Below are 26169 nucleotides of genomic sequence, written 5' to 3' on the forward strand. Positions count from 1 at the left end.
GATTAATTAGCTTTAAAATAACAATCGAGATTTAGGTATTTTTAAATGAAAAAGATAAAAATTTATTTTTCTATATTTTCTCTTTTATCTATAAGTGGGGGTTTTTTTATATTTTTTAATAAATTACCAAATGTTTCTCAAAGTTTTTTACCTCAATTAAGTAATATTTCTTCATTTTCTAATTTATTTACTAATACAAATGAAAAACAGAAGGAAATTGCTCTTCAAAATCCTTCAGCAGAAAAAATTGATTTAAACAATTTAGAAACAGATTCTTTGAATAAAACAAATGTTTTATTAAATAAAGAAAAAGCTTTAGAAAAAATGTTTACTTCGGGGGGGGCATTTAATGAATCTTCAGAAATTCAAAGAACTAAAGAAAAGGTGGAATCTTTATATAAAGAAATAAAAAGAGAAGAAAAAGTATTAGAAATTCAGAATGATAAAGATAAACAATTTAAAACAGTTGTAGAAAAAAATAAAATTGCACAAGATTCAGAAAAATTTCAAAAATCTAAAACAACAATTCATGATTATTTATCCTCTGAATTTAAAACAGAAAAATCTAGGAGAAAGAAAAGAGTTGCTGAGCAAAAAGAAAATGTTTCCTTTTTAAATAAGGAAGAGCGAAAATCATTGCAAAATTATTTTCAGACTTATTTGGAATTGTCAGATGAAAGTAAAGAACTTTTAAAAAGGTTGGAAAATAACGCAAAAGATTTAACAAAAAGTATTTCTTTTAGTAATTCTATTAATATTCCAAAAAAAGATGAAATTTTAAAGTCTTTGAAAATGATTGAGTGAGACAAAGATCGAATTAAATTGAAAGGGCAACTAAATAAAGGAAATCCTCCTCTTTATGGATGGGAAAGTTGAGAAAAAAATCCTTATAGACACTTTTATTCTGAAGAGGAATATAAAAAGGTAATGGAAGAGCTAACAAGAAATGATAAGGATTTGGAAGAATATTTAAAAAGTAAAAGAGTTTCAGGGTTAATTGCTACTTGATTTGGTCCTGGAATGGTAAATTGAGTATACAGCGATAAAGATCAATATATGAAAAAAATTGTTGAATCAGGCTTAAAAATAGAAGCTCATATAGCTCAAAAACTACTTTCTTGAATGAATCAATTAAATTCTCAAAAATAAAAAAGTAGAAGTGAGAATTTTTCCCTTCTTTTTATTTTTTTTAGAGAATCTTTTTTAACAATAAAATTTATTAATGACCTGATGGTAAATTTAGGTTTTAGTAAAGATAGTTATTTGAAAATAGTTTAGGAAGTAAACCGGACAATTTTATGAGAGTTTGATTCTGGCTCAGGATTAATGCTGGTGGTATGCATAACACATGCAAGTCGAACGAAAAAGGTCTTCGGGCCTTTTTAGTGGCAAACGGGCGAGTAACACATATTTAACTTGCTCATCCGAGGAGAATAGCAGCCCGAAAGGGCTATTAATACGCCATAGTTTTAAATTAGTGAATTAATTTAAATTAAAGGAGGCTGCCGAAAGGTGGCCTCGCGGATGAATAGGAATATGTCCTATTAGGTCGTTGGAGAGGTAATGGCTCACCAAGCCGATGATGGGTAGCTGGACTGAGAGGTTGAACAGCCGCAATGGGATTGAGAAATGGCCCATATTCCTACGGGAAGCAGCAGTGAGGAATTTTTCACAATGGACGAAAGTCTGATGGAGCAATACCACGTGAACGATGAAGGTCTTCTGATTGTAAAGTTCTTTTATTTAGGAAAAAAAGCGCGGCAGGAAATGGCCGCGCCTTGATTGTACTAATTGAATAAGTGACAGCTAACTATGTGCCAGCAGCTGCGGTAAAACATAGGTCACGAGCATTATCCGGATTTATTGGGCGTAAAGGAAGCGTAGGCTGAAATGTGTATTCATTGTTAAAAATATTTGCTTAACAAGTGTTCGCGGTGAAGATTGCATTTCTAGAATTAGTTAGGGGGTACTGGAATTCAATGTGTAGTGGTGGAATACGTAGATATATTGAGGAACACCAGAGGCTAAGGCGAGTGCCTGGAACATAATTGACGCTGAGGCTTGAAAGCGTGGGTAGCAAATGGGATTAGATACCCCAGTAGTCCACGCCGTAAACGATGGGTATTAGTCATTTGGATTTAAGACTGAGTGATGTAGCTAACGCGTTAAATACCCCGCCTGGGTAGTATATATGCAAATATGAAACTCAAAGAAATTGACGGGGACCTGAACAAGTGGTGGAGCATGTTGCTTAATTCGTTAATACACGCAAAACCTTACCGAGGCTTGCAATCCTCCGCAACGCTATATAAATATAGTTGAGGTTATCGGAGTGACAGGTGGTGCATGGCTGTCGTCAGCTCGTGTCTTGAGATGTTTGGTTAAGTCCCGTAACGAGCGCAACCCTTCTTATTAGTTGCTTAGTTCTAATAAGACTGAATCGTAAGATCTAGGAAGGATGGGGCCAAGTCAAGTCATCATGCCCCTTATGCCTCGGGCTGCAAACGTGCTACAATGGTAGATACAATGTGTGACAATCTAGCGATAGTGAGTCAATCACCTAAAGTCTATCTCAGTCCGGATAAAAGGCTGCAATTCGCCTATTTGAAGATGGAATCACTAGTAATCCTGTGTCAGCTATATCAGGGTGAATACGTTCCCAGGTCTTGTACACACCGCCCGTCAAACTACGAAAGAAAGTACTAATTAAAACCGTATTTAATTACGTCTAGATTGGTAATTTTGATTGGAGTTAAGTCGTAACAAGGTACCCGTACGAGAACGTGCGGGTGGATAACTTTAATTTTTTAGAAGAGGTTTTACAGACTGGTTTATTTTTTATTTTCAAATCTATCTAATTTATTAGCTTTAAACAGTAAAAAATTTTTAAATGATTGTTTGTTTCTTACAAAATTCTTATATTAGTAGGAAATATATAGGAAATTTTTAATTATTTAAATAATCTAATTAAATTTTTGGTATATAATTATTCTTGGTTTTTTGTATATATTCTCTTAATAAATAATTAAGTAATAGTTATGCCAGTTACTTTTTCAAATCTTTTAAAAATCTTTTTAGCTTCTGTTGGTGGTGTAAGCGGAACTGGTTATGCTGGATATGAAGCTTATAAGTTTTTAAGTAATAAAAAGTTACAAAATGAATTGGAGAGTTTATCTGAAAAGTCTGAATCTGAAAGTTCTTTAAAAATTAAATCTTCAAATGATATGGATTCTTTTCAAAATTCTGAAACTCAAGATTTTTCAAAGCCTTCTTCAATTAATTATTCTTCGGGACAAGAAAAAAATGAAGCTGAAGTATCTTCACTTTCTAAATCTGCAGAAGTTAAAGAAAATAAAGAAAGTGAAGATATTAAATCTTCTAAAGGGCCCGAAATCCAAATTGTTTCACAATCTAATCAATTAGAAGTATCTGAACCAAAATTACCTCAAATTATTGTTGAAAACGAAGTGGGGGGGGATTGAGAGGGAGCTAGTGCTTTGAAAAACAAGGTTTATGATGAAAGAGCTAAAAATCCTATTAAGAATAGACAACAAATGTCTGATGCTGAAAAGTATGTTCTTCAATATGGTAAAGAATCAGGATATTGAGATTATCGAAGTAATTTAGTTAAAACAGGAAATATTGAACAAATAGAAAGTAAAGAACAACTTAAAAAAGATGCGGAGATTTATAAGATGCTTAAAGATCATACTGTTAAATTAGCTTCTCCTTGTTCAGCTGGAACTGGATGATTATTAGATTTTGAACTTCCAAAAGAAAAAGATAAATATCCTACAAAATGGTTTATAGCTACAAATTTACATGTAATTAGTGAAATTAAGTTTAAGAAGAGCGAGTATGATGTTTTATTGCCAGTTACTGAACAATCACTAGATGCATATGTAAAAAGCAATAGTGATAGAGGATATGTTGGTTGTGCTAATTTCTTGAAAGGAGATACTCCGAGTTTAGATATTTTGACTGAAGAAGATGTTACTTCAAGTTTCACTAATTTGGAATCTGTAGAGTCTAAGAAATTTAAATCTAGAGAAACTGATTACTATACAAATAGCCCTATATTTATAGAAATGGCAGGAGGAACTTCTAAAGCGAGAGCTCCAAAGATTTTCGAAGTTAGAATTGCAAATCCTAAATTAATATATACAGCAATTAATTTTGCAGGAAAAAAGAAAGATCATCAAAACCCAAATAAGACAATGGATTATTACAAAGATTTTGGAGTTGTTGAGGTTGATTTTGGTAATGAAGATATAGCAAGAAAAATGACTAATAGAACATTTGATAAATACTACAAACATAAAGTATTTGATGGAGTGGAAAAAATTAATGAAAAATCAGTTAATATGTTTGCTACCGAATTAATGAGTAAATATACAGCTGATGAATTGAATGAAAATCAAGATCATTTCTTAGTGGGAGGATATCCACAAGGGGGAAATACAGGAAATCAAATATCTTTTTCTTTGAATCAAAAATATAGATATAAAGATACATTTAATTCTCAAAAGAATTATTATGAAAGTAAAATAATTCCTACTCGAAGTAAGTTAACTCACTTTAAGGAATATGAAAATTTAAGAAGTTTCTCAGGGTATAACTTAACCAATAAGGATGGTGATGTCATTAGAGGACATATTGGTTCAGATAGAAGTCCTTTTCATAAACAAATAGCTATTTCTTGAAATGGCAAACCTTTAATTAATTGAGGTTATAACTATCTGCTAGATAACACCTTTTTGGGCGGAGGAGCTTCAGGAAGTATGGTATTAGATAAGGAAGGAGGTTTATTAGGTCTTTATACCAGATATGCTGGTTCAACATTCAATTATGGTGTTATTGAGCCAGTTAGAGGAAGTCAAGTTAAGGATGAAAAAGGTAGGGTAATTATCCCACAATTCGACTTAATTGCTGGCAAAGGAGGAGATATTTCTTCTTATAGAACACAATTAGAAAAATATGGAAATAATATACAAACTTATTTGAGTCACACATCAAAGTGAAAAGCTAGTTAAAAGATTTTGTAATTAATCGGGCAATGTGCCCGATTGGTTAGTAATTATTTAATAATTTTTTTGAAATAAAAATTTAGGCATTTTTTAATCCTCTTTTCAGAGGATTAATTTAAAAACTAAATTATTTTAGATCTACTTTTATATCTTTAAATATCGCTTGCGGCATTTCTGAAATATCTTTTTTAACTTGTTCAATTAATTTTTGATTCGATTCTTCTAGTTGTTTTCCTGCGCTTTCCAATTGCTCTGCATTAGTTTTGTAGAACTGTTCAAAATTATTTTGAATACTTTTGGCTTTTTCTTGAGCTTGTTGTAAAACTTCTTTTAATTTTGAACTTAAACTTTTTTCTAATTCTTCTTTTTTGCTTGTAATTTCTTTTTGATTTTTTTCAATTTTTAAGTTAACTTGATCATTAGATTCTTCCAAATCTCTTCTTTTTCTATTATTTTTTTCTCTTTGTTCATCATTCTTATCTTTTTTTCCTTTTAAATCCTTAAATTCTTGTTCACTTTTATCTTTCTCTTTTTTTAATCTATTATTCTCTTCTTGAATTTGTGATATTTCATTTTTAGATCTTTTTTCTAAAGATTGTGATAATTTAAGTTCAGGAGAAGTATTATTTTTGCCCCCCCCAGAAGGTAAAAAGATAAGTGTATTGGCTCCTCCTGTTAAAGAAATAATTGTGGCTAATAAATATTTAGAAAAAACCAAAAACTATTTTTGAGATTTTTTCATTTTTAGAATCCTTCTAATTTTATTTATGAAATGAACACAAAAATATTTAACTTTTTTATACTGTAATTCCTTTAAATATTCCTTGAGGAAGTTCTTTAATTTTTTCTGAAACTTCTTTTATTAATTTTTTATTACTTTCTTCAATATTTTTTAAAGTTTCTTCAAGTGTTTTAATATTTTCTTCATACAATTGCTTGAAATTTTCTTGAATTTTTTGTCCTTGTTCTTGTGCTTGTTTATTTATTTTGCCTATATTTTCTTTTAATTGATTTTCCAAATTAGTTTTTTTATTCTCCAATTCTTGATTATTTTGCTTTATCTTAGAAACATTCTCTTGACTTTTATTTTCTAAATCTCTTCTTTTTCGTTCATTCTTTTTTCTTTCATCATTATTTTTATTATTTTTTTCATTTAACTCTTTTAATTGAGAATAGCTTTGTTGTTTTTCAAAACTAATTCTGTCATTTTCACTTTTTATTTGAACAGTTTTTTCATATGAGTTATGTTTTAAAGATTCAAACTTATTAAAAATAGTTTCATTTACTTTTTCTTTTTGTCCCCCCCCAGAGGGCAGGAAAATAAGTGTATTAGCTCCGCCAGTTAGAGAAACAATTGTCGCCAATAAATATTTAGAAAATATCAAAAATTAACTAAATAAAATTATCATTTTTTATAGAATTTTAGATATTTTTTCAAAATTAATGAAAAAACCTTTTATTATATAAATTAATAAAAATAAATAAACTTATTACTCCTAACATTAAATTTTTTGAAATATTTATAAATTTTATTTCTTTTGTAAATTTTGACAAAATTTCTTTAAAAAACAAATTATTTGACTTTATTAGAATTTTTTCTTCAAAATTCCATCGGGGGGGAGATTATTATTAAAATCTCTAATTTTTTAAAGTTTGACGAAGAAACTTATTTCTTCTTTATTTGGAGTTAGTGGAATATTTGGCACTTCCCTAAAACTTCATGCATTTGGAAATAAAGAAGAAAAACAAAATAAAAAAATATCGCCTAAAACAAGTATTAATTTTTTGTCATCTCAAACAGCTGGAAAAAATGAATTAAAGTCTTTTAACTATAAATGAGAGAATAGAAGTTTAGATGGAAGTCACTTTGGAGCTTGAAAATATCAAAGTGAAGGCGCTACAGAAGATATTTATTTAATTAAAAAGGATAATTCTGTTTTAAAAGTTAGCGCCTCTAATTATGGGCAAAAAAACAGAGTATTAAATGATGGCATTTGAATTGATAGAAATAACCCTTGATTTGGATATAGAAGTATTTCTAAACAATTTAAGAGAGGAGAAGAAAAAATAAAAAATTATTCAGAAGCTATTAAAGAATATAAACAAGCTCTCCAATCATTTAGTAAAGAAGAGTTAAGGCAATTAGGTTTGTGATGAGCTGATTTAAGGGAAGATCAACAGTGCGATATAGTGGATGTATTTGTTGATTGTAGTAAACTTAGATGATCTTTAGGCGGAAATAAGCTTACTTGAATTACAGATGGATTAAAAATAAGGCCTGAAAAATTAGTTGATTTAGGAAGAGACTCAAGTGAGGGTTTTCCTAAATTAAGCAAAATAATTGGCTCCAGAGGACTAATTGATTTACCTAAAAAAGCTAAAGATGTAGGTAATTTAATTGGTGGAGCGATAGATAATTGAATAGATGAATTTATCAAAAACAATGGATCAGTCTCATTGGAAAAAGATGGGATTAATCCTATTTGACTTTTCAATAAATTAATATTTGGAAATCCAACAAACTTCAAAGAATGTGAAAAGGTGGGAGAGGGAGATAAATTTTTTCCAGAGTGTAGAAAGCAATTGTATAGTGTTATAGATAGAGAATCTTTTAATGATGGGGAAGTAAATGTACTTCCAAAGCTTAAAGAAGTAGTAAAGGCTGGAACTATTTATAATAGCAGTGATATTAGAGTATCTGTCGGAAGTAAAGAAAATCAAAAATTAGATGAAGATACAAAAGATTGAAAACATGAAGAAAAAGAAGAAAACAGAGAAAAGAAACAAAAAATTATTACTGCATGAAAAGATAAAGGAATTCATGAAGGAATAATAGATGTGAGTTGCAAAAAATTTGAACCAACTAGTTCTTTGTGATCCTTTATTACTTTAGATTGAGCAACTATTGGAAAACAAAAAGGATGTGAATTTATTTGAAAATTAATATTTTCCGGAGAAGTAGATGATAAGAGATTATGTCTTTTTGAGATACCTGCTGCAAAACATTATTTGAGGGAATATCAAATTACTTTTTTTAGCTATTCAAATTGATATAAAAATAATAAATTCTGAGCAAGATGCTCAGAATATGGACTTTAAATATTTATATTTATTAACTCTCAATTAAAAGAGTTATTAAAAAATAAATTAAAAAGTAAAAAAATTCAAAGCATTTAAACTCGCATGATTTAATTTTTGATAATGATTAACTTCAGAAAAACAAAAAACATAAATTTTTTTATCTTTGAAATAATTATTAATAAATATTGAATTTAGCTTTTTTTAATATAAATATTTAAGAAAACTTTTTAATTTGAAGTTTTTGACTAGTTTAATGGATAAATTTATTTTCTATTTCGCTATTGGGGGGGGCACTCCCTTTAAAAGTAAATGAAGAAATTATTGATTTCTATTTTCGGGACTTCTGGAGTTTTTGTGACATCTATTAGTTCACATACTTTTAATTATTGAAATCAAGGAGAAAAATTATCTAATTTTGCTAAAGAAAAAATTAATAGATTTTCTTCAATTAATGAAATAAATAAAAATAAATTAATAAGAAAAGTGGAAAAAACAATTCAACCAAGCAGTTTATTTAAAAATTATTTTTTGAGTTGGAGACTTCAAAGTGAAGGCTCCTCAGAAGATTTATATTTAGTTACTAAAGATAATTTAGTTGTAAAAGTTCCAGCAAGTAAATATGGTCAAAAAAGGAGGCGAATGTCTGATGGTCATTTAATCGATAAATATGACTCTTGATTTGGTTATAGGAGTTTTAAAAAAATGAAACGAAATCAATCTTCAGAATTAATGAGTAATATGGAGAAAGTTAAGAGATTTTTTGACCTTTTTAAAGTTTCTGATGAAAATGAAATGAAACAACTAGGTGAATGATGAGAAGAAAAGTTAAGTGATGAACAAAAATGCGAAATTTTAGATATTTTTGTTGAATGCGATTTCATCAAAAAGCACTTGTCAAATAATGATAAAAATGCAAAAACAATAAAAGAAGTATTAAGAATTTATCCCGAGAGAATAGTATCTTTAGCTAGACGAGAAGAATTTAAAGCACCTAAATTGAGTGATTTTATAGGTATAAGAAAGATAATTCATTTACCCAAGATAGGAGAATTTGGGCATTTAATTGGAGGCACAGTAGATGAATGGATGGTGGATTATCTTAATGATGAATATATAAATAAAGAAAATAAGGGAGAGGTTAACGGGTTTTCTTTGCTGGAGAGATTATTTAAAGGTGAACACACTTTTAAAAATTGTTTTTCCGAAGAGAATAGCAATTTTTATCCTGAATGTAAAAAAGAGATATTGATTCATTATTTAGGAGAAAAAACTAAATTTGGTGAAGAATTTGTAACTCCTAAGGTTGTAGGAGTTGTTAAAGGAGGAACTATAGAGGGGACTAATTCAATTAGAGTTTCGACAGGAACGCAGATCAATAGAACTTCACCAGTACAAAAGTGAATACGTGAAACTACAGAAGAAAGTCCTGAACAAGCTAAAGAATTTATTTCAGCCTTTAAATCTACTGGAAGAAAAGAAGGAATAATAGATGTTAGATGTAAAAGGTTTGAAAAAGCTTTATTATGGATAATGGATGATCCTAGAATACATGGTTGTAAATTAGCTTGAGAATTAATAATTCCTGGAGATGTTATTGAAAAAAGATGATGTTTATTTGAAATACCCAATGGAAAAGGTTATTTAAGAGAATATGAAATATCAATTTTTAAGTTTTCTTATTTATGAAATAATAATAAGTTTTGAGCTAAATGTTCTAATTTCGGTCTTTAAGTGAAGTTTGTGAATAATTCAATTAAAAAACGAATAAACATGATTTATTTCCAATTGCGGGGGGGGGCAAGAAAAGTTTTCTGAAAACTTTTATTTATAGAGTTTGAAGGGGAAATTGATTTCCTCTTTTCTAGGGTTAGGAGGAATATTTGGATTTTCAATTAAATCGCATTTAACTAATTGAAATATAGAAAATTTAGGTCAAATATTAAAAAAACCATTAATTTCTTCATTAGATAAAAAATTTGCTATGCAACAAATATCTCAAGATAGGTTGAAAGAACAAAAAAATTATGATTCAAATTCAAGCAGTTTAAATAAAAATCTTTTTCAAAGCTGAAAATATCAAAGTGAAGGGGGATACAAAGATGTTTATTTAGTAGATTATGAAAATAGAATTAAAAAAATTTCTCCAGAGAATCATGGACATAAAAGGAGAAGAATGAATGATGGCATTTTAATTGACCGCCTTAATAAATGATTTGGTTATAGAAGTTTAACTCACCAAATATTTTCTGGAATGGAAAAACACAATAAAGAGGAGTTGTCTAATTTAGATAAAGTTAATACATTGAAGTTAATTATTAAAAAAATCAGTCAAGAAGAAATGAGACTTCTTGGAGAGTGATGAGATAAATTACAAGAAAATCAAAAATGTGAAATATTAGATATTTTTATAGATTGCGAAAATACAAAAAAGTTTATTGGTAATAAATCTACCACTCCATTAAGTGATAGCCTAAAAATTAAGCCAGAAGAATTAGTGAAAACCTTTAGAAAAGATGGAAAAAACTTTCCTTTATTTAGAGAAATAATAGGGAGTGGAAAATTCATTGATTTTCCTTTTAAAAGAGAAATTGGTTTGTTAGGCGGGGGCCCAATAAATGAGTGAATTGAGGAATTTGTTACTGATAAATATATTGAAAATGAAAAACGAGGAGGAGTCAATTTAATTTCTACTGCAATTAAGTTATTGACCGGAACGGAATCTTTTAAAAAATGTAGTGATGTAGCAAGCGAAGATAAGAAATTTTTTCCAGAATGCGGCGGCAAATTAAATCCTTCAACAAGTTATGAAACAATTGATTTAAGAGAACAATTGATTATTCCTGAATTAAAAAATGTTGTCAAAGGAGGGATGAAATCAGAGGAAAATGCTATAAGAGTATCTACAAGATCAATAGAGAATCAAAAATCTTCAATTAAACAATGAGTAAATGAAGCAGAAGAAAAAAATTCTGAAAAATCCAAAAATTATATAGATGTTTGAAAAAAGAAAGGAATTAAAGATGGAATAATAGATATTAAATGTAGTCAATGAGGCTGATATTGGTGGGAGAAGTTGCTAAACGGATTGGGAGGAAAGCAACAAGGTTGTGAATTTGCTTGAAGTCTAATATTCCCACAAGATGTGGATGACAAGAGATGATGTTTATATGAAATTCCCAATGCTAAATCTTATGTAAGGGAATATCATATTAAATTCCTTTCTTTTTCAAATTGATTCAATAGTAATAAATTCTGAGGAAGTTGCCTTTCATATGAACTTTAAATAGAATTGCTTAATTTAATAAGCAAGAAAATATTATTTTCTACTGTGGGTTCTGGAAGTATCCTAGGAATATCTTTGGGTAATTATTTTGAACTTTTCCCTTTAAATCTTTTCAATGAAGAAATTAAAAGAATTGATTATGCCGGGGGGGGCGCAAACCTTAAAAGTTTTGCTTTACCTCAAAAAGCATCTATTAGTCGAATAAAATATCCCAAAAATAATTGGACTAGTTTAAGTCCATATTATTTTGGTGTTTGATCTTTTCAAAGTGAGGGCTCTACAAAACCAATTTATATGGTTGATAAAGATGGCTGGGCAAAAGAAATTGAAGCAAAAGTTTATGGACAAAAAAGAAGAAATTTAAATGATGGAATTTTTATAGATCGGAATAATACTTGATTTGGTTTTAGAAGCATTCCTTTTAGTAAACATACAAGAGATTTATTAAATGAAAAAAATAAAAAATTGTTAGAAAGTTGAGCAGATCTTTCGGAAAAATTTTTATTTTTAGATTATTCTGAATTAAATAAATTAAGTCAATGATTTCAAAATTTACCGGAAAGAGATAAGTGTGAAATGGCAGAAATTCTTCTGGAAGACTGTGCTAAATTCAAATCAATTATTGGATATTCTAGTTGAAGTTCAATTGGGAGTAATTTGAAAATTAATTTTGAAAAATTAAATGAAATAGCACATAAAGAATGAAAGGACAAGTTGCCTAAATTTTCTGATATTATAGGTAGAAAAGGAATCATATATATTGGAAAATTGAGTGGTTATGAAAATAAATTTGGGAAAATTTTAGATATTTGATTAGAAGAAGAAATAAAAAAGGAGCTTAATAAAGCTCCTGACAAAGAAAAATCAAAGAAAAATGGAGTAAATTTAGCCAGAAAAATATTAACTAATAATTTATTTGGAGAAGGATGCGAAAAATATAAAGAATCATCCGGCGACAAATTAGTTTATGGGGAATGTTTTACTAAGAGTCCGATGAATTTTGATATTATTTCAAATATTTCAGGAGAAAAATATTTTTTCCCTAGAGTGATTGATGTAGTTAAAGCTGGAAAGTGATGAGATAAACCTGTCTACGCTCCTTCCAGCTTTATTCCAGTTAATGATTCTGAACAAAAAAGGGAGAGAGAGCCGAACCAATGAAAATATTTTCCAGAAGGAATTAATTGGCATGCCCAAGAAGGTTTTAAAAATAATGCTGGATATAGAGGGGTAATAAATATTGGTTGCGATCATGTTCAAGCAACTGACAAAAGTTGGAGTTTTGCTCAATTATTTACTAGCACTCCATTAGAAAGACATGGTTGTTGGGAGTTTTACAATATCTTTTTTGGCGATGCAAAAAGTCAAGATATTAGTGATAAGAGATGATGTCTTTTTGAAATACCTGAAGCAAAATCCTTTGTTAAAGAAACTAATATATTAGGACCTTTTTATTTTTCTAATTGGAATAAAGGAAATAGATTTTGAACTAGGTGTGATCTTTATGGTATATAATTTTTCCTAAATAAATATATTTTCATTGCTCTCCGCCTCCTTTACGCTGAAAAAAAGAGAAAAATTATTTTGTTAAATGACTAAAAAATTATTTACTACTTTTACTGGAATTGGAAGTATTTTTGGGCTATCAATAGGTAATCACTTAAATCTTTTTTCTATTAATGAACTAAACAAAGATAACAACCTCTTTGTCGGGGGGGAGCCAAAGTAATAATAGATTTGTTTTTAATAATCAAAAAGCGAGCATTCAAAATAAAAAGAAAGATTCTAAAAAAGAACAAGAATATAGCTTAGATAATTTTTGATTTAATGAATGACAATTTCAAAGTGAAGGGGCCAGTCAGCCTATTCATTTAATTACTAAAGATGGTTTAATTAAAGAAATTTCTTCTAAAATTCACAGTCAAAAAGTAAGAAATTTATGAGATGGTATACAAATTGATAACAAAAATAAATGATTTGGCAACAGAACTATACCTTATTCTTCTGACAAATCTATTTATCCTTTTAAAAAAATAGAAAAAAATAGTTTTTTAAATATACAAGAAAAAATAAAAAATGTTATTTTGTCATTAAATTATTTTCAGTTATTGAATCTAAGTAAATGATTTCAAGATTTACCTGAAAAAGAAAAATGTGAAATATTAGATATTTTTATAGATTGTCAGGAATTAAAACAACAAATAATAGGCAGTGGTTCTAAAAAGTTAATTAAAGATCATTTAAAAATTAATTTTGAAAAATTTAATAAATTAGCTTTGCAAAATTGAGAAGAAAATTTTCCTAAATTTTCTGAAGTGATAGGCTCTTCAGGAGTTTTATATATTAGTAAATTGAAAGGATTTGAACAACAAGTTGGAAGTATTATTGATAAATGAATTGAAGAAGAAATGCAAAGATTGAAAGAAGGCAGAAAAACAAAACCTCCAAAAATGAATGGAATTTATTTTCTTGAAAAATGATTATTAAGGGAAAAATTTGGAGATGGTTGTGCCAAATATAGAAGAGAAAGTAAAGATGAACAAATGGTTTTTGGTGAGTGTTTGATGGAAAATATGGATAATTTTGTAGAACAATCTACTAAGGAATGGGAAAAATATTTAATACCAAAGGTTGTAGATGTAGTTAAAGCTGGAACTGTAATAAAAAATATGCCAGTATTTGCTCCTTCTAAAAATTATTCAAAAATTAATTTAAAAAAAGAAAAATTATTTCCAAACGAATCTATTAACTGATCAATTTTTTCTTCTGAACTTCAGAAAAAAGTTCACAAATCATTTAAAAATAATGGTTATTGAAAAGGAGTTTTAGATACTAGTTGTAGCAATATAACTAGTGAAGGATTGATTTCTTTGTTTGTAGGTCTTATTGCTGGCGATCCTATAGAAAAAAGTGGATGTTATGAATTTTTTAATAATTTGATTTTTAAGGCCGGAGAAGAAAATAAAAGATTATGTCTTTTTGAAATTCCATCAATTAATTCTTATATACAAGAAAGTCAATTATTAGGTATTTTTAATATGTCCAGTTGAAAAAAGGGAAATAAATTTTGGGGTAAATGTGCTGATTTTGGACTTTAAAATGCCAAAAATATTAGTTTAGTGGTGATGGTAATTAATATCTTTTTGACTATCGGAGAAGGCAATTATTTATCTACCAAAATATTCTTTTTTAAGCCATTACGAAGAAGCTGTTATTTTCTTCCTTATTTTTAAGTGGCATTTTTTGGAACTTCTATAAATTCAAATTTAAATAATTGAGGCAATAAGCGAGAAGTATTAATTAAAAAGAAAAAATGAATTTAATGCCTTTAAAAATAATTTAGGCTATAAAAATATTCAAGTTGTTGAAAAAGAAAAAAGAGAGAATTCTAGTTTAAATAAATATTATTTTGGGAATTGAAATTCTCAAAGTGAAGGCGCGTTGTTGAGCCTATTTTTTAATTACCTGCTAAAAATGAAATTAAAAAAATATTTCCCAGATTATTTGGGAAAAAAAGAAGAAGAATGAATGATGGAATTTTAATTGATCAATTTAATAAATGATTTGGTTATAGAAAAATACCTTTTTCTGAAAAAATTTCAGCTGAAGTTAAAGAACAATTTATGACAAATGGTGGCTGAAAGGGAGTTGTGGATATTAATTGCACTAATGTAAAAAGCACTAGCACTTTAACTTGAATAATGTCTTGAGTTACTCAACAAATGCCTGAACAAATTGGTTGCTGAGAGTTTTATCACCTCATATTTAGAAATGATAGAAGTGAAAATGTAAAAGAACGAAGATGATGTCTTTTTGAGATTCCTAAAACAAAGTCTTTTATTAAAGAAACAATGATTTTAGAGCCTTTTGTTGTTGCAAGCTGAAAACAAGGTAATAAATTTTGGTCTAAATGTGAAGTTTTTGGGATTTAAAAAATAGTGTATTAGATTTTTATTTTGAAATTCATAAATTTTGAAAAATAAGTATGAATATTAGAAGAAAATTAAATTGGAATTAATTTTTCTTAAAAAATCAAAAAAATTAAATTAATGAATTTAAAAAATAAATTATTTATTTTTTCTTTTTTATTTGTAGGAGTTAATTTGTCTATAATTCCATTTTTATTTTCGAATATTAAACAAAATTTAAGCTCTTTTAAATTCTTGGGGGGGGCATTCATAAATCCAGCTTTTGATAAACAAATTAATGAAGTTTTAAATATTGGTTCAAATAAAGTTGAACAATTAAAAGATAAAAGTTTAAATAATCTTGCAATAATTCCCCTCGGGAAGTTAGAAAAACAAAATTTAGTTTTTCCGTCAGTTGAAACGGGAGAAAAAGTTCTTGAATCTGTTCAAAAAATTTCTCAAGAAATTGAAAAAGAAAAACTAGTTAAATCCATTGAACAAGATTATGAAAACACATTGAAAAAAGCAAAATCAGGTTTAGAAAATTCTTCCTCTAAATTGCAAAAAGCCGAAGAATCTTTTAAGAATTTTATGCAAAAGGAAATTGTTTCGAGTTCAGGCAAAAGAACAAAAAGATCGACTGATAAAAATGAAAAGAAATTTTCTCTTAGTACCGCAGAAAGAGAGGTTTTAAAAAACTATTATGAACAATTTTTCAAATTAAAGGAAAAACAAGAAGAATTAAATGGCAAATTGAAAGAAGCAGAAGCTCCAAATAAAGGTACAAAAAGCAAAATGATTACTTCAAATAATTTTCAAAATTATAAAAAAGTATTGAAGGCTTTAAGTGATATAGGATGGGAAAAAGAACTTAATTGAAATAATTTATTTACACAATGAAAAAATAAACCTTGAAGTCATGACAATCCATTCTATTTTTTATTGGATCAAGACATTTGAAAACTTTGAATAAATTCGGCTAAATCAAGAAAGGAAGCCATTGATGAATATCTTTCAGTGTGATACAGGAGATTATGTGGCGTAATGTTAATAGGAGTGAGTACATGTTATCCTGAATTGGAAGCATTAAAGAAAATGGAAGAAATAGCTAAATCTAATGTAGAAATAAATATTGTGGAAAAACTATTAAGGGAGATGGGCAGAATAAATTCTTAAATAAATTTAGAAATTTTTTAGACGGGGAAATTCTTCCCTGCCTAAAAATTATTTAAGTTAAACGAAAAATTAATAGATTAATAGTTTGAATGATTTAATAAATTATTTTTTGTAATGATCAATGGAGAGGGGATCAATCCCCCCCTCTCTTTTAAAAAACTAAAAATTAATTTTTATGTACTTTTTGAATTTAAATCCTTAGGAAAAATCATTTTTGGCATATTTTCTACCTTTTCTTTAACTTCTTTCAGAAGTTGTTCATTAGATTTTTTAAGACTTTCTAATGTTGATTCTATTTCGTTTGCTTGTTTTTTATAAAATTCTTCAAATTGTTGTTTAGTTTTTTCGTAATTTTGTTTTACTGTTTGAAAAATTTGTTGCTTTTTTTCGTCTAATTGTTTGCTCATTTTTTCGCTCTTTTCTCTTAAATCTTTATTTTTTTGCTCAAAACTCTCATTTGTTTTTTGATTAAGTGTTTCTAATTCAACTCTTTTTTCTTCTGATTCTTTTCTTTTTTGCTGATTTTCTTTATTTTTACCATCTAATTCTTTAAATTCTTTAATACTTTTTTCCTTCTCAGAATTTATCCTACCTCTTTCTTGTTCTAATAATCTTTGATTTTTTTCAGAAAGAGATTGAAAATTGTTTGAAAGATTACTTAAATTTGAAGACTTTTCGCCCCCCCCAGTAGATAAAAATATAAGTGTATTAGCCCCTCCAGTTAAGGATACTATTGTAGTTAATAAATATTTAGAAAATATCAAAATAAGTTAGTTTATTTTGTTATGTTGATTCCTTCAAATATTTTTTGAGGTAATTTTTCAACTTCTTCTCTGACTTTTTTAATTAATGCTTCATTAGATTGTTCAAGTTTTTTAAGTGATTCGCTTAATTGTCGTGAATTACTTTCATAAAAAGCTTTAAATTTTTCTTGAATTTGATTAGCTTGTTGTTTTGTTTTTTCAAAAATTTCTTTAATTTTTGAATTTATTTTACTCTCCAATTCTTCTTTTGTGCTTTTGATTTTCTTATTTTGCTCTTCAATTTTTAAATTAACTTGTTCATTAGCATTTTCTAGATCCCTTCTTTTTCTATTATTTTCTCCTCTTTTTTCATCATTTGTTTCTTTCTTTTTCTTTAGAGTTTTGAACTCTTTTTCACTTTCCTCTTTCTCTTGCTTAATTCTTTCATTTTCTTTTGTAATTTGTGATATTTTTAAATCAGAATTTTCTTTTAATGAATTGGATATTTTCAATTCATTTGAATTATTACTTAAGTTTTGCCCCCCCCGAGGGAAAAAGATAAGTGTATTGGCGCTGCCAGTCAAAGAGATAATTGTTGTCAATAAATATTTAGAGAATACCAAAAACTAGTTAATTAAAAAAGGATTTTATGTTTGCACATTTTTTATATCGATATTATCAAATATCCTTTGCGGCATTCTATTAACTTCTTCTTTAACTTTTTTAATTAGTTCCGCATTAGATTGTTCAAGATTTTGAAGTGTTTTTTGTAATTCCTGAGAATTACTTTCATAAAAACTTTTAAATTTTTGTTGAACTTGTTCAACTTGTGTCTTTGCTTGCTTAAAAATTTCTTCCAATTTCTCTTTTAAATTATTTTCCAATTCTTGTTTTTTGCTCTTGATTTGTTCACTATTATTTTCAATTTTTAAATTAACTTCTCCATTTTTCTCTTCTAAACTTCTTCTTTTTCTATTATTTTCCGCTCTTTTTTCATCATTTTCCTCTTTTTTCCCTTTTAACTCCCCAAATTCTTCCTCACTTTTTTTCTTTTCTCCCCTTAATCTATTATTTTCTTTTTGAATTTGTGAATCTTTATTTTCGGAATTTTCCTTTAAAGTTTGTGATATATTACTTAAGCTTTTTGCAACTCCCCCCCCAGTGGGCAAAAAAATTAGTGTATTCGCGCCTCCAGTTAAGGATATGATTGTAGTTAATAAATATTTAGAAAAAACCAAATTATTTAAATATTTATGATATTTTTAATTTAGTAATTTAAATTTTTAAAGTATACTATTTTATTTAATTTATTTAAATTAATAGGATATGGAAATTTACAGTTTTATTTTTTAGTTAATGATTCTTTTTTCAAAATTGATTTCTTGAATATTAGGCTTAATAGCTGCAGGTTCTGTTGGCTCTTCTATTATTCCTTTTAAAGATATTAAAGAATCTTTATTTTTTTTAAATAAATTCGCAGAAGAGAATAAAGATAATCTCAAGAACTTGAGCTTTAGAGAAGATTTTTCTTCTATAGAAGAATTAAAGGAAAAAATTAAAACTATAAAAGATTATTTAGATGATAAAAATAATTCTTTAGATAAATTAAATAATCCAAAAGCTAAAGAATTTGTTCGAAATTTGAAAACTTGAATTAATAAAAAGGATGAAACTAAAAAAGAATATATTGATAAATCAAGAAAAATTGATAATTTAGCTAAAAAATTAGAAGAACAGTTTAATAATTCTTCTGAAAAGTTACAACAAGAACATTTTCAAAATTTATTAAGTAAATATAGTTCTTTTAAAGGTATTTCTAAATTATCTCCACTTCTGTCTCCTTTAATTAATTCAATAAATGAGATAGATCATGAACTTAGAGAATTTAATTCTTTTGAAGATTTAAATTTTTCTACACATTTAAAAGGTTTTAGAAAAAATTAAAAATTTTTTTAAATTTTTTTAATTTTTAATGCAGCCAGAGGGAATTGCCGGTATTTCAATGGGAGGGGTTTTTTTATTAATAACTCTTTTTTATTATTGATTTAATTTCAAAAATATTAAGTTAAAAAAAGCACTAGAAATTAAGCGAGAATTATTTAGATTAAAAAGAGATGCTCTTCTTTTAAATCAAAAAAAAGAATCACATGATAGAAATGTAGAAGAATTTATTGCTAAATTAGATTATGATAAAGAAAGAGCTGGACAGTCTCTTTCTAGTGAATTAATAAATAATTTTTATAAACAGCAGAAGAAATGTAAAGCATTAATAGAGAATGATAGATTTTATTGTACTTGTTTTGAGAGAATTTTAGAGTTAATAGATGATATGAGTGTAATTATTGATAAATATTTGGGTTATTCTTTAAGGCTTCTGGAAAGGCATAAAAAAGCAATGAAGAAAAAGAGAAAAGAAAAAATTAAGGGAAGTAAATCACATAAATCAAAATCAATGAAAAAAGCTTGAAAAGAAGAATTAGAACTTCTTAAAAAAGTTTGTCAAAGCGTCAAAAATAATTCTCTTTTATTGAATTACAGCTTCTCTTCTTTTGAAGAGGAATGTAGAAATAAATTATTAAATTATAAGTCTAAAGAAAGTTTGACTAAGGCAATTTAAGAATGAAAAATTTTAAAAGTAAAGCTAATAAAGTTTTTAATAAGTTTTTTCCTGAAGAAAAAAGCGAAAGCATAGAGGAATCTATTTATAAAAATAGTTTAGATAGTAAAGCATTTTTTAATGTTCAAAGATTGCTGTTAGAAAAAGAAGTATCAAAAGAAGTTAAAGTTTCTCCTACTTCTTCTAAAGCAATTACCCTTTCCGAGGAATTATCTTTAAATAAATTCAAAGAAATAATTTCTAGTAAAGAAAAAATATTAGATGCTCGTAAATTAGGTATATATGAATTTGAATCCCCTAACTATATTGAAATAGTTAAAGAGCAAGAAGAAGAGCTTAAAGCTAAGAAAAATAAGGAAATAGCAGAGGCTAAAGATCAATCTAAATGTAATAAAAAAAGCAAGAATAAAAGCAAAAGAAGAGTTCCTTTGTTAAATAATTGAACAGTTAGAGAAGATGTAATAGAAAATACATTAATTTATCACTTAAAAAAAGCAAAAGTTAATTCAATTATTATTCTTTCTGATGATGCTTATACAAGACAATTAGTAGGATATAGAAAATTAATTGCCGCTCTTCAGAGAGAAGAATTAGATTTTTATGAATATACTAACGTACGGCCGAATTTAACAAGGTCTTCAATTTCTCAAATAGTTGATTTCGCTTATAAACATAGAGCCAATTGTGTTTTGGTTGTAGGCTCTAATTCTTTAATAGATCTTTCTAAATTAGTTATTAAGAAATTAATTAAACCTAATAGTATTAGAATTCAATCTAATTCTCATAAGCCAGTAGTATCTGCTTATTACTCTATCTTTTCAATTCCAACTTTAGTTATACCTAGTCCTAAATTAGTTGAAAAACACATTTTAAGTAATAAGCCAATATTTAAAAATTTAAGTTATTTTGATCAATCAATTTATTTGTTTAATCCAATTGATAGTTCCGATCATGTCTTTTATTATCCTAACTTTTTAGTAGAATATCCAAAAAGTAAGAAGCTAGAGTTACTTCATTTACTTTTCTTTAAATTATTCTTTTATTATTTTGATAGTGAATTAAATGTGGAAGAGAGAATGAGATTAATTAGAGAAATAAAATCTGTAGATTGGTATCTAAATTATGTTAGAAATAATAGTGATCTTTCTTTAATGGATTGCAAGCTTATTATGGATATAGCCGCTAAATGTTATGATGGTAGATATTTCATGACTAAATCAAATTATTGAACTTGATACAAATTAGCAGCTAATTTAACTCATTTAACCAATATTCATTTTTATGAATCTCTTTCTCTCTTTTTACCTTCTTTTATCGAATATATTACATTGAATGATAAAGAGGGTCATGACAGAGCACTAGAAATTTCTTGTTTACTTTATGGATCTGTTTCCGCAGAAGGATTAATAATGCATTTAATTCAACATATAAAGAAATTTAATTTACCTACAAAATTCTTTGATATTCCTTCTTTGAAGGAAATAGATTCTAAATTTATTAATCTATTAATTAAGCAGGCTTCTCCTTTGCTTTCTTCCTATAAGATGTCTAAGATGATAATTCAAAACTTAGCAGCTTGATAATTTAAATAGGTAATATCATTTCTAGAAATTTTTTGAAAATAATAGAAAATATTAGTAATAAATGAAAAATTAAGTTAATTTTTCATAATTAAAAAATTTAACTCTAAAATCTACAGAAGATTTAATTAAGAGATGTTTAAGACTACTTTATTAACTAGAGAAGAAGCTTTAAGTAGAAGGAAGTGAGTACTGATAGATGCTACTGATGCTTGCTTGGGCAGATTGGCTGTTCAAATAGCTAATCTATTGAGGGGAAAAAATAAAGTAGATTTCACCCCTTCTTATGATTGTGGAGAATTTGTGGTAGTTACTAATAGCGATAAATTAAGACTTTCGGGAAATAAAGCTAAAAATGAATTTTGATATAGACATTCTGGCTATCCTGGAGGTTTAAAAAGGCGTAGTGGAGTTGAAATGTTAGAAAAATATTCAGATAAATTATTAACTTTAGCTGTTAAAAGAATGCTTCCCAAAAATAGATATTTATCTAGAGCTTTATTAAGAAAGTTAAAAATTTATAAAGGTTCTGAACACCCTCATCAAGCGCAGCTTTCAAATAACTAGTACTTAAAAAAAAGATATTAAAATGGGAGGGGGTGTTTAGCCCTTCTTTCTAAATTGTTATTTAATAATACAGTTTATTTATGTTTCAATTTTTTATTGAAACTAGTCTTAAAAATAGACAATTATTTTTAATTAAATAAGATTTTTTTTCCGCTCAATAAGAGCGGAAAAATAAAAATTACTTACTTAAAAAATTTATAAATGCTTTAGTTAGTAATGATATTTTGTAATTTATTTTTGATCTTTTTTCTTTAATTAATGATTCCCATACATTTATTTTGGTATTAAATTCTTCATCTGAAATATAAGAGTAAAAATTGAAATATAATTTAAGTTTTTCTTCAGTCCCAGAGATTCTAACTTTTATTCAATTTTCGTCATCTATTGAAAAAGTAAAAATGTTTAAATTTAGGTCTCTAGAAATACTAAATTTATATTGATCTAGTTGTAATACAAATTCTTTATTATCAGTTATTTCCTTTAATTTTTCAAGAATTTTAGATTTATCTTCTTTTTTTATGACTACAGAAATGGTTTTATTTAATCATACAGATTTTGTTTCTCACATTAATCAAAGAAGTTGAGTTAATAAAGTCTTTGATTTTCTGAGTCTGTAGTGACCAATCATAAAAAATGCAAGAGCTGTCAATTGAAAAGCATCTTTTTCTAAAGATAATGAAGGAAAAAATAAACCTCCTATTGCTTCTTCGCAGCCGAGCAATACATCCCCCTCTTTAGAACATTTTTCTACTTCTTTGCCAATGCTTTTGAAACCTGTTTTAACTCTTTTAATTTCAATAGAATTGTCAAATAATTTAACAACTTTATCTATGAAATTACCACTAACATAAGTAGTTATTAAATATTTGTAATTAAATCTAACGTTATATTTAGGGCTTTTTGCTAATTCCAATAAGAATGCAGCAAGAAGAGCAAACATTTCATTTCCAGTGAAGTAATATCAATCATTTCCTATTGATTCCCCAAAAGCTCCTCTATCTGAATCAGGATCGTGAGCAAATAAATAATCCATTTTAGAAGTTCTCCCTTCTAATTCCATTTCTTTAAAAGATAGGGGATTTTCTGGGTTAAGAATTTCTTTTTTGGGAAAAGGAATATCAGGAATACATTCCCAATAATATTCTTTAAAGTAATGTAAACCTAAGAAGTGCGCTAAATAGCGCATTCTCTTAGAAGAAGTGCCATGATGAGAAGAAAATAATATTTTTAAATTTCTAATAGTTATATTGGCTTCAGTATAGAAGCCTCCTAGTTTTCTTACTATTTGTAATTGAAGATCTTTTATATATAAATTTCATCAACTTTCATCAATTATTGCAATTTTCCTATTAATTCCTTTTTTTAAAGTACTTAAATAATGATTTGGTGAAGTAAAAAAACTTCTAATAATTTTTTCTTCTTCATCGGATAATTGACCTCCATTATTACCATATAACTTGAATCCGTTATATTCTACAGGATTGTGGCTTGCTGTAACCATAACTCCTCCGGAAAAATTTTTTTTTCTGATTAAATAAGCTAATACAGGAGTAGGTATAGAAACATTTGAAAAAATTACAGGAATTTGAAAATTATTCAGAACATGGCATATTGTTGCAGCAAATAACCTGCTATTTTCTCTATTGTCAAAACCTACAAAAATAGGTCTTGATATCTTTTTATCTCAAGAATGAATGAATTTAGCATAAGCTTCTGCAAATACTCTACAAGTATGTATATTTAATCTTTTGGGTCCAATTCCCATTATTTCCCTTATTCCAGAAGTGCCAAATTGGAATTCTTCCCCAGTGACGGAAAATAATTCTTTTTTTTCTTGTTCGCTTAAAGATTCAAGCTTTTTCTTTTCAAATGAAGTTAATCTAGAACTTTTAACTCAGTATTTATAGTGGTCTTGATAAGACCACTTTTTTCTGTTATTACACCTTCCCTTTTTTTTAGGGAGTAGACCCAAATTTAAAAATTTCTAATTTAAAGAACTAAATTTATTGAAATTATCTATATTTTTTCTTTATTAAAAAGTTGATAGCTTTTTAAATTTTTTTATATTTATTTATTAATTATTTAACAAAAACTAATTAATAAATAATTTTTATTGTTTATTAAATAATTTAATCTACTATTAAATTTACTTGAAAGTAGTTGATGCTCTAAAAAATATAAATTACGTTTGATATATAAATTATTGAAAAATAATTTAATAAAGAGCTTTTAAGCTAAATTTAGAAAATTTTAAGTGAAAATTTGATAACTAAATGAAATTTACTTTTTAATTAATTTGTTTTAAGCAAGATTTTTTTGATAATTTTAAAATTTTTTAACTTTTTTATCATTTAAATCATTTCTATTCCCCTTTAGTTCTATTATTTATTTAAAATCAAAGAATTTAAATAACAGCTTTTTTAATTGTTTTGAAATGTGTTTTACAGCACATTTCAGCTTTAAATCCTTTTTTAATAGATAATTCTTTGTAAGATTCAATAACTTTATTTGAAGCTCCCAGAGGGAGTTCATAAAGTAATTTTTTAGATAATTCTGATATTTCTTCTAAAAAATTAAATCTACTAATTATTGAAGAAATAGCGCAAGATAGAAATTTACTTTCTGCTTTAGTTTGAAAAATATTTATATTTTCAACTTCAATAGAAATATTTTTCAAATATTGAATATATTTTTCTTTCGGGCAGAATTGATCAATTATTGTTTTTTTAGGCATTGTCTTATTTTTTTGTAAAAGTTTTTCTTTTAAAGAAGATCAAACAATATTATGAGCATAACTTAAAAGAATATTTAGATTTTTAAATTCTGAATAAAGCCTATTGTATTCTTTAGCCCCAAAAGATATTGAAATAATGTTATTTCTTAATATTTCTTTAAGTTTTGGAGCTAAATAATAAACATTTGCATCACTCAATAATTTTGAATCATTTATTTTAGGAAGTAAATTTTCTTTTTGAAGTTTTAAATAATCCTCCACTTCAAGAAAAGTAATTGCAATGTGAAGTCCGCCAAAAAAATCTCCCTTACCGCTCTCATCAGAGCCAGCTTCTGGCTCTAGAAAAGAATATTTCAATTCTAATTTAGAATTTTTGTTTTTGAAATAAAATACTTAGTTGACCTCTTAAAAAGAAAACTATTTTTCATTGTTTTTACTTTAAGTTTGTCAACTTATTAATGTCCCATTACCACTATCAATTCATTCTTTTCCAATTTTCATCATATTATTATTTTTTTCAAATAAATCTTGTTCCAATTCGCTAGTCAACAATCTACTTATAAATTGTTCTACACCTCTACTTTCTTTAAATTGTTTTTTAATTTTTTCTTTTTCTTTTTTAAAAAATGATTGAATTTGATTATCTCATTGTATACCATCTTTTGTTAATCCTTGATTTTGAGTTTTGTCGGTAGGACCACTTCCCCCTCCGTTTCACGAATTCCAACTTATTGGACCATCTCCTATTTTTAATCCACATTTATTTTTGAATCATTTATCAATTTTTTCTTCTTTATTTTTTTCTTCATTGCTACTTTTGGTTGTTTGTCAATTAAATCCATTTTCATATACTCCGTTTAATCCGGCACTTCAATTGTCACCAACCTTATAAAAACCACAGTTTTTAATCACTTTCTTTACCACAATCTCTCATTTTTCTTCCAATCATTGTTCTAAATTAAGTTTCAATGTTTCATTATCGTTTTGTTGAAATAATTGTTTCTTCTCTATTTTTACCTTTTTCTTATAATATTTTCCATTTTTTTCAATATTAGCATCATCTGTTTCTCATTTATATCCTTCTTCTACTATTTTTTTAAGAATATTTTTATATCACGAATTTTCTTCATTCTGTTCATTTAAAGTATTTTTTTCATCTAATGTTACTTTTTTAACTTTAATGTGAGCTTTCCCTTGTCCCTTTTTTTCCATCACTTCTTTTAAAATCTTGTCGATTCCGTCCAAATTTTTAGAATTTTTTAGATTTTCGGCTGTTAAAACTTCATTAACTTTTCTTCCATTAACGGAAGATGTTTCCCCTTTAGTTGCTTCTATGGTAGCAGTACTAGTAGCCGCTGCAGTTACAGGAATCAAAACTCACAAAACTTTCGTGAAATGTATTGCCCCACCCACCAACTACTAGTTTGTAATTTTTAAAAAAATATTTAAATTA

21 protein-coding genes and 1 rRNA gene are annotated in these 26169 nt (G+C 26.9%); 14 read left to right on the top strand and 8 right to left on the bottom strand.

The window, feature by feature from the left end; translation table 4 throughout:
* The first annotated feature begins 45 nt into the window (after nucleotides 1-45).
* The 3 genes from PRV_RS00905 (at nucleotide 46) to PRV_RS00915 (ending at nucleotide 5033) form a co-directional block, all read left to right on the top strand.
* Nucleotides 46-1149: a hypothetical protein gene (locus tag PRV_RS00905; protein WP_022769291.1), complete on the top strand. Its 1104-nt coding sequence runs from the start codon at nucleotides 46-48 to the stop codon at nucleotides 1147-1149.
* 145 nt (nucleotides 1150-1294) lie between these two features.
* Nucleotides 1295-2805, top strand: a 16S ribosomal RNA gene (locus PRV_RS00910).
* A gap of 233 nt (nucleotides 2806-3038) precedes the next feature.
* Nucleotides 3039-5033, top strand: a complete 1995-nt coding sequence (locus PRV_RS00915) for an MIP family Ig-specific serine endopeptidase (RefSeq protein ID WP_022769295.1) — start codon at nucleotides 3039-3041, stop codon at nucleotides 5031-5033.
* Nucleotides 5034-5154: 121 nt separating this feature from the next.
* On the opposite strand, the gene PRV_RS00920 is transcribed toward PRV_RS00915, so the two are convergent.
* Both PRV_RS00920 and PRV_RS02870 read right to left on the bottom strand, forming a co-directional pair.
* On the bottom strand, nucleotides 5155-5745 hold the full coding sequence (locus PRV_RS00920) for a hypothetical protein (RefSeq protein ID WP_022769299.1): 591 nt from the start codon (nucleotides 5743-5745) through the stop codon (nucleotides 5155-5157).
* A 79-nt stretch (nucleotides 5746-5824) separates the two neighbouring features.
* Entirely contained in the window at nucleotides 5825-6412 is a 588-nt protein-coding gene (locus PRV_RS02870; protein ID WP_052312105.1) for a hypothetical protein, read from the bottom strand.
* Between the two features lie 268 nt (nucleotides 6413-6680).
* Between PRV_RS02870 and PRV_RS00930 the strand changes: the two genes are divergently transcribed.
* The 7 genes from PRV_RS00930 (at nucleotide 6681) to PRV_RS00960 (ending at nucleotide 16475) form a co-directional block, all read left to right on the top strand.
* Nucleotides 6681-8126, top strand: a complete 1446-nt coding sequence (locus PRV_RS00930; RefSeq protein ID WP_022769312.1) for a hypothetical protein — start codon at nucleotides 6681-6683, stop codon at nucleotides 8124-8126.
* Between the two features lie 291 nt (nucleotides 8127-8417).
* Nucleotides 8418-9839 carry a hypothetical protein gene (locus PRV_RS00935; protein WP_022769317.1) on the top strand — a complete coding sequence of 474 codons (1422 nt, stop codon included), beginning with the start codon at nucleotides 8418-8420 and terminating at the stop codon, nucleotides 9837-9839.
* A gap of 103 nt (nucleotides 9840-9942) precedes the next feature.
* Nucleotides 9943-11391 (top strand): hypothetical protein, encoded by a 1449-nt coding sequence (locus PRV_RS00940; protein WP_022769321.1) that lies wholly within the window; start codon nucleotides 9943-9945, stop codon nucleotides 11389-11391.
* A gap of 6 nt (nucleotides 11392-11397) precedes the next feature.
* On the top strand, nucleotides 11398-12906 hold the full coding sequence (locus PRV_RS00945; RefSeq protein ID WP_022769325.1) for a hypothetical protein: 1509 nt from the start codon (nucleotides 11398-11400) through the stop codon (nucleotides 12904-12906).
* Between the two features lie 191 nt (nucleotides 12907-13097).
* Nucleotides 13098-14489, top strand: a complete 1392-nt coding sequence (locus PRV_RS00950) for a hypothetical protein (RefSeq protein WP_022769329.1) — start codon at nucleotides 13098-13100, stop codon at nucleotides 14487-14489.
* A gap of 426 nt (nucleotides 14490-14915) precedes the next feature.
* The gene (locus PRV_RS00955) at nucleotides 14916-15323 is read left to right on the top strand and encodes a hypothetical protein (protein ID WP_022769341.1); all 408 of its coding nucleotides are present in this window, start codon (nucleotides 14916-14918) and stop codon (nucleotides 15321-15323) included.
* A 117-nt stretch (nucleotides 15324-15440) separates the two neighbouring features.
* Entirely contained in the window at nucleotides 15441-16475 is a 1035-nt protein-coding gene (locus tag PRV_RS00960; RefSeq protein WP_022769344.1) for a hypothetical protein, read from the top strand.
* A gap of 173 nt (nucleotides 16476-16648) precedes the next feature.
* Here PRV_RS00960 and PRV_RS00965 read toward each other — a convergent pair whose 3' ends face one another.
* Genes PRV_RS00965 through PRV_RS00975 form a run of 3 tightly spaced genes read right to left on the bottom strand, consistent with a single transcriptional unit; the run spans nucleotide 16649 to nucleotide 18456 of the window.
* Nucleotides 16649-17239: a hypothetical protein gene (locus PRV_RS00965; protein ID WP_022769347.1), complete on the bottom strand. Its 591-nt coding sequence runs from the start codon at nucleotides 17237-17239 to the stop codon at nucleotides 16649-16651.
* Between the two features lie 11 nt (nucleotides 17240-17250).
* Nucleotides 17251-17841: a hypothetical protein gene (locus PRV_RS00970; RefSeq protein WP_022769351.1), complete on the bottom strand. Its 591-nt coding sequence runs from the start codon at nucleotides 17839-17841 to the stop codon at nucleotides 17251-17253.
* A gap of 24 nt (nucleotides 17842-17865) precedes the next feature.
* The gene (locus PRV_RS00975; protein ID WP_022769354.1) at nucleotides 17866-18456 is read right to left on the bottom strand and encodes a hypothetical protein; all 591 of its coding nucleotides are present in this window, start codon (nucleotides 18454-18456) and stop codon (nucleotides 17866-17868) included.
* A gap of 118 nt (nucleotides 18457-18574) precedes the next feature.
* Between PRV_RS00975 and PRV_RS00980 the strand changes: the two genes are divergently transcribed.
* The 4 genes from PRV_RS00980 to rplM all read left to right on the top strand — a co-directional run bounded on the left by PRV_RS00980 (nucleotide 18575) and on the right by rplM (nucleotide 21982).
* Nucleotides 18575-19162 (top strand): DUF948 domain-containing protein, encoded by a 588-nt coding sequence (locus PRV_RS00980; protein ID WP_022769357.1) that lies wholly within the window; start codon nucleotides 18575-18577, stop codon nucleotides 19160-19162.
* Nucleotides 19163-19190: 28 nt separating this feature from the next.
* Nucleotides 19191-19835, top strand: a complete 645-nt coding sequence (locus PRV_RS00985; protein WP_022769360.1) for a hypothetical protein — start codon at nucleotides 19191-19193, stop codon at nucleotides 19833-19835.
* Between the two features lie 2 nt (nucleotides 19836-19837).
* Nucleotides 19838-21418, top strand: coding sequence for an iron-containing alcohol dehydrogenase (locus tag PRV_RS00990; protein WP_022769364.1), 1581 nt, complete (start codon nucleotides 19838-19840; stop codon nucleotides 21416-21418).
* Nucleotides 21419-21550: 132 nt separating this feature from the next.
* Nucleotides 21551-21982 (top strand): 50S ribosomal protein L13, encoded by a 432-nt coding sequence (gene rplM / locus PRV_RS00995; protein ID WP_022769368.1) that lies wholly within the window; start codon nucleotides 21551-21553, stop codon nucleotides 21980-21982.
* A 178-nt stretch (nucleotides 21983-22160) separates the two neighbouring features.
* Here rplM and PRV_RS01000 read toward each other — a convergent pair whose 3' ends face one another.
* From PRV_RS01000 to PRV_RS01010, 3 genes are all read right to left on the bottom strand, one after another.
* Entirely contained in the window at nucleotides 22161-23954 is a 1794-nt protein-coding gene (locus PRV_RS01000; protein ID WP_022769372.1) for a phosphohexomutase domain-containing protein, read from the bottom strand.
* Between the two features lie 432 nt (nucleotides 23955-24386).
* Complete coding sequence (locus PRV_RS01005; RefSeq protein WP_022769377.1) at nucleotides 24387-25073, bottom strand: ribonuclease HIII; 687 nt, start codon at nucleotides 25071-25073, stop codon at nucleotides 24387-24389.
* Nucleotides 25074-25154: 81 nt separating this feature from the next.
* Nucleotides 25155-26129 (bottom strand): hypothetical protein, encoded by a 975-nt coding sequence (locus PRV_RS01010; protein ID WP_043896032.1) that lies wholly within the window; start codon nucleotides 26127-26129, stop codon nucleotides 25155-25157.
* Nucleotides 26130-26169: the final 40 nt, after the last annotated feature.

Source organism: Mycoplasma parvum str. Indiana (assembly GCF_000477415.1).
In the GTDB taxonomy this organism is placed as follows: domain Bacteria; phylum Bacillota_I; class Bacilli_A; order Mycoplasmatales; family Mycoplasmoidaceae; genus Eperythrozoon_A; species Eperythrozoon_A parvum.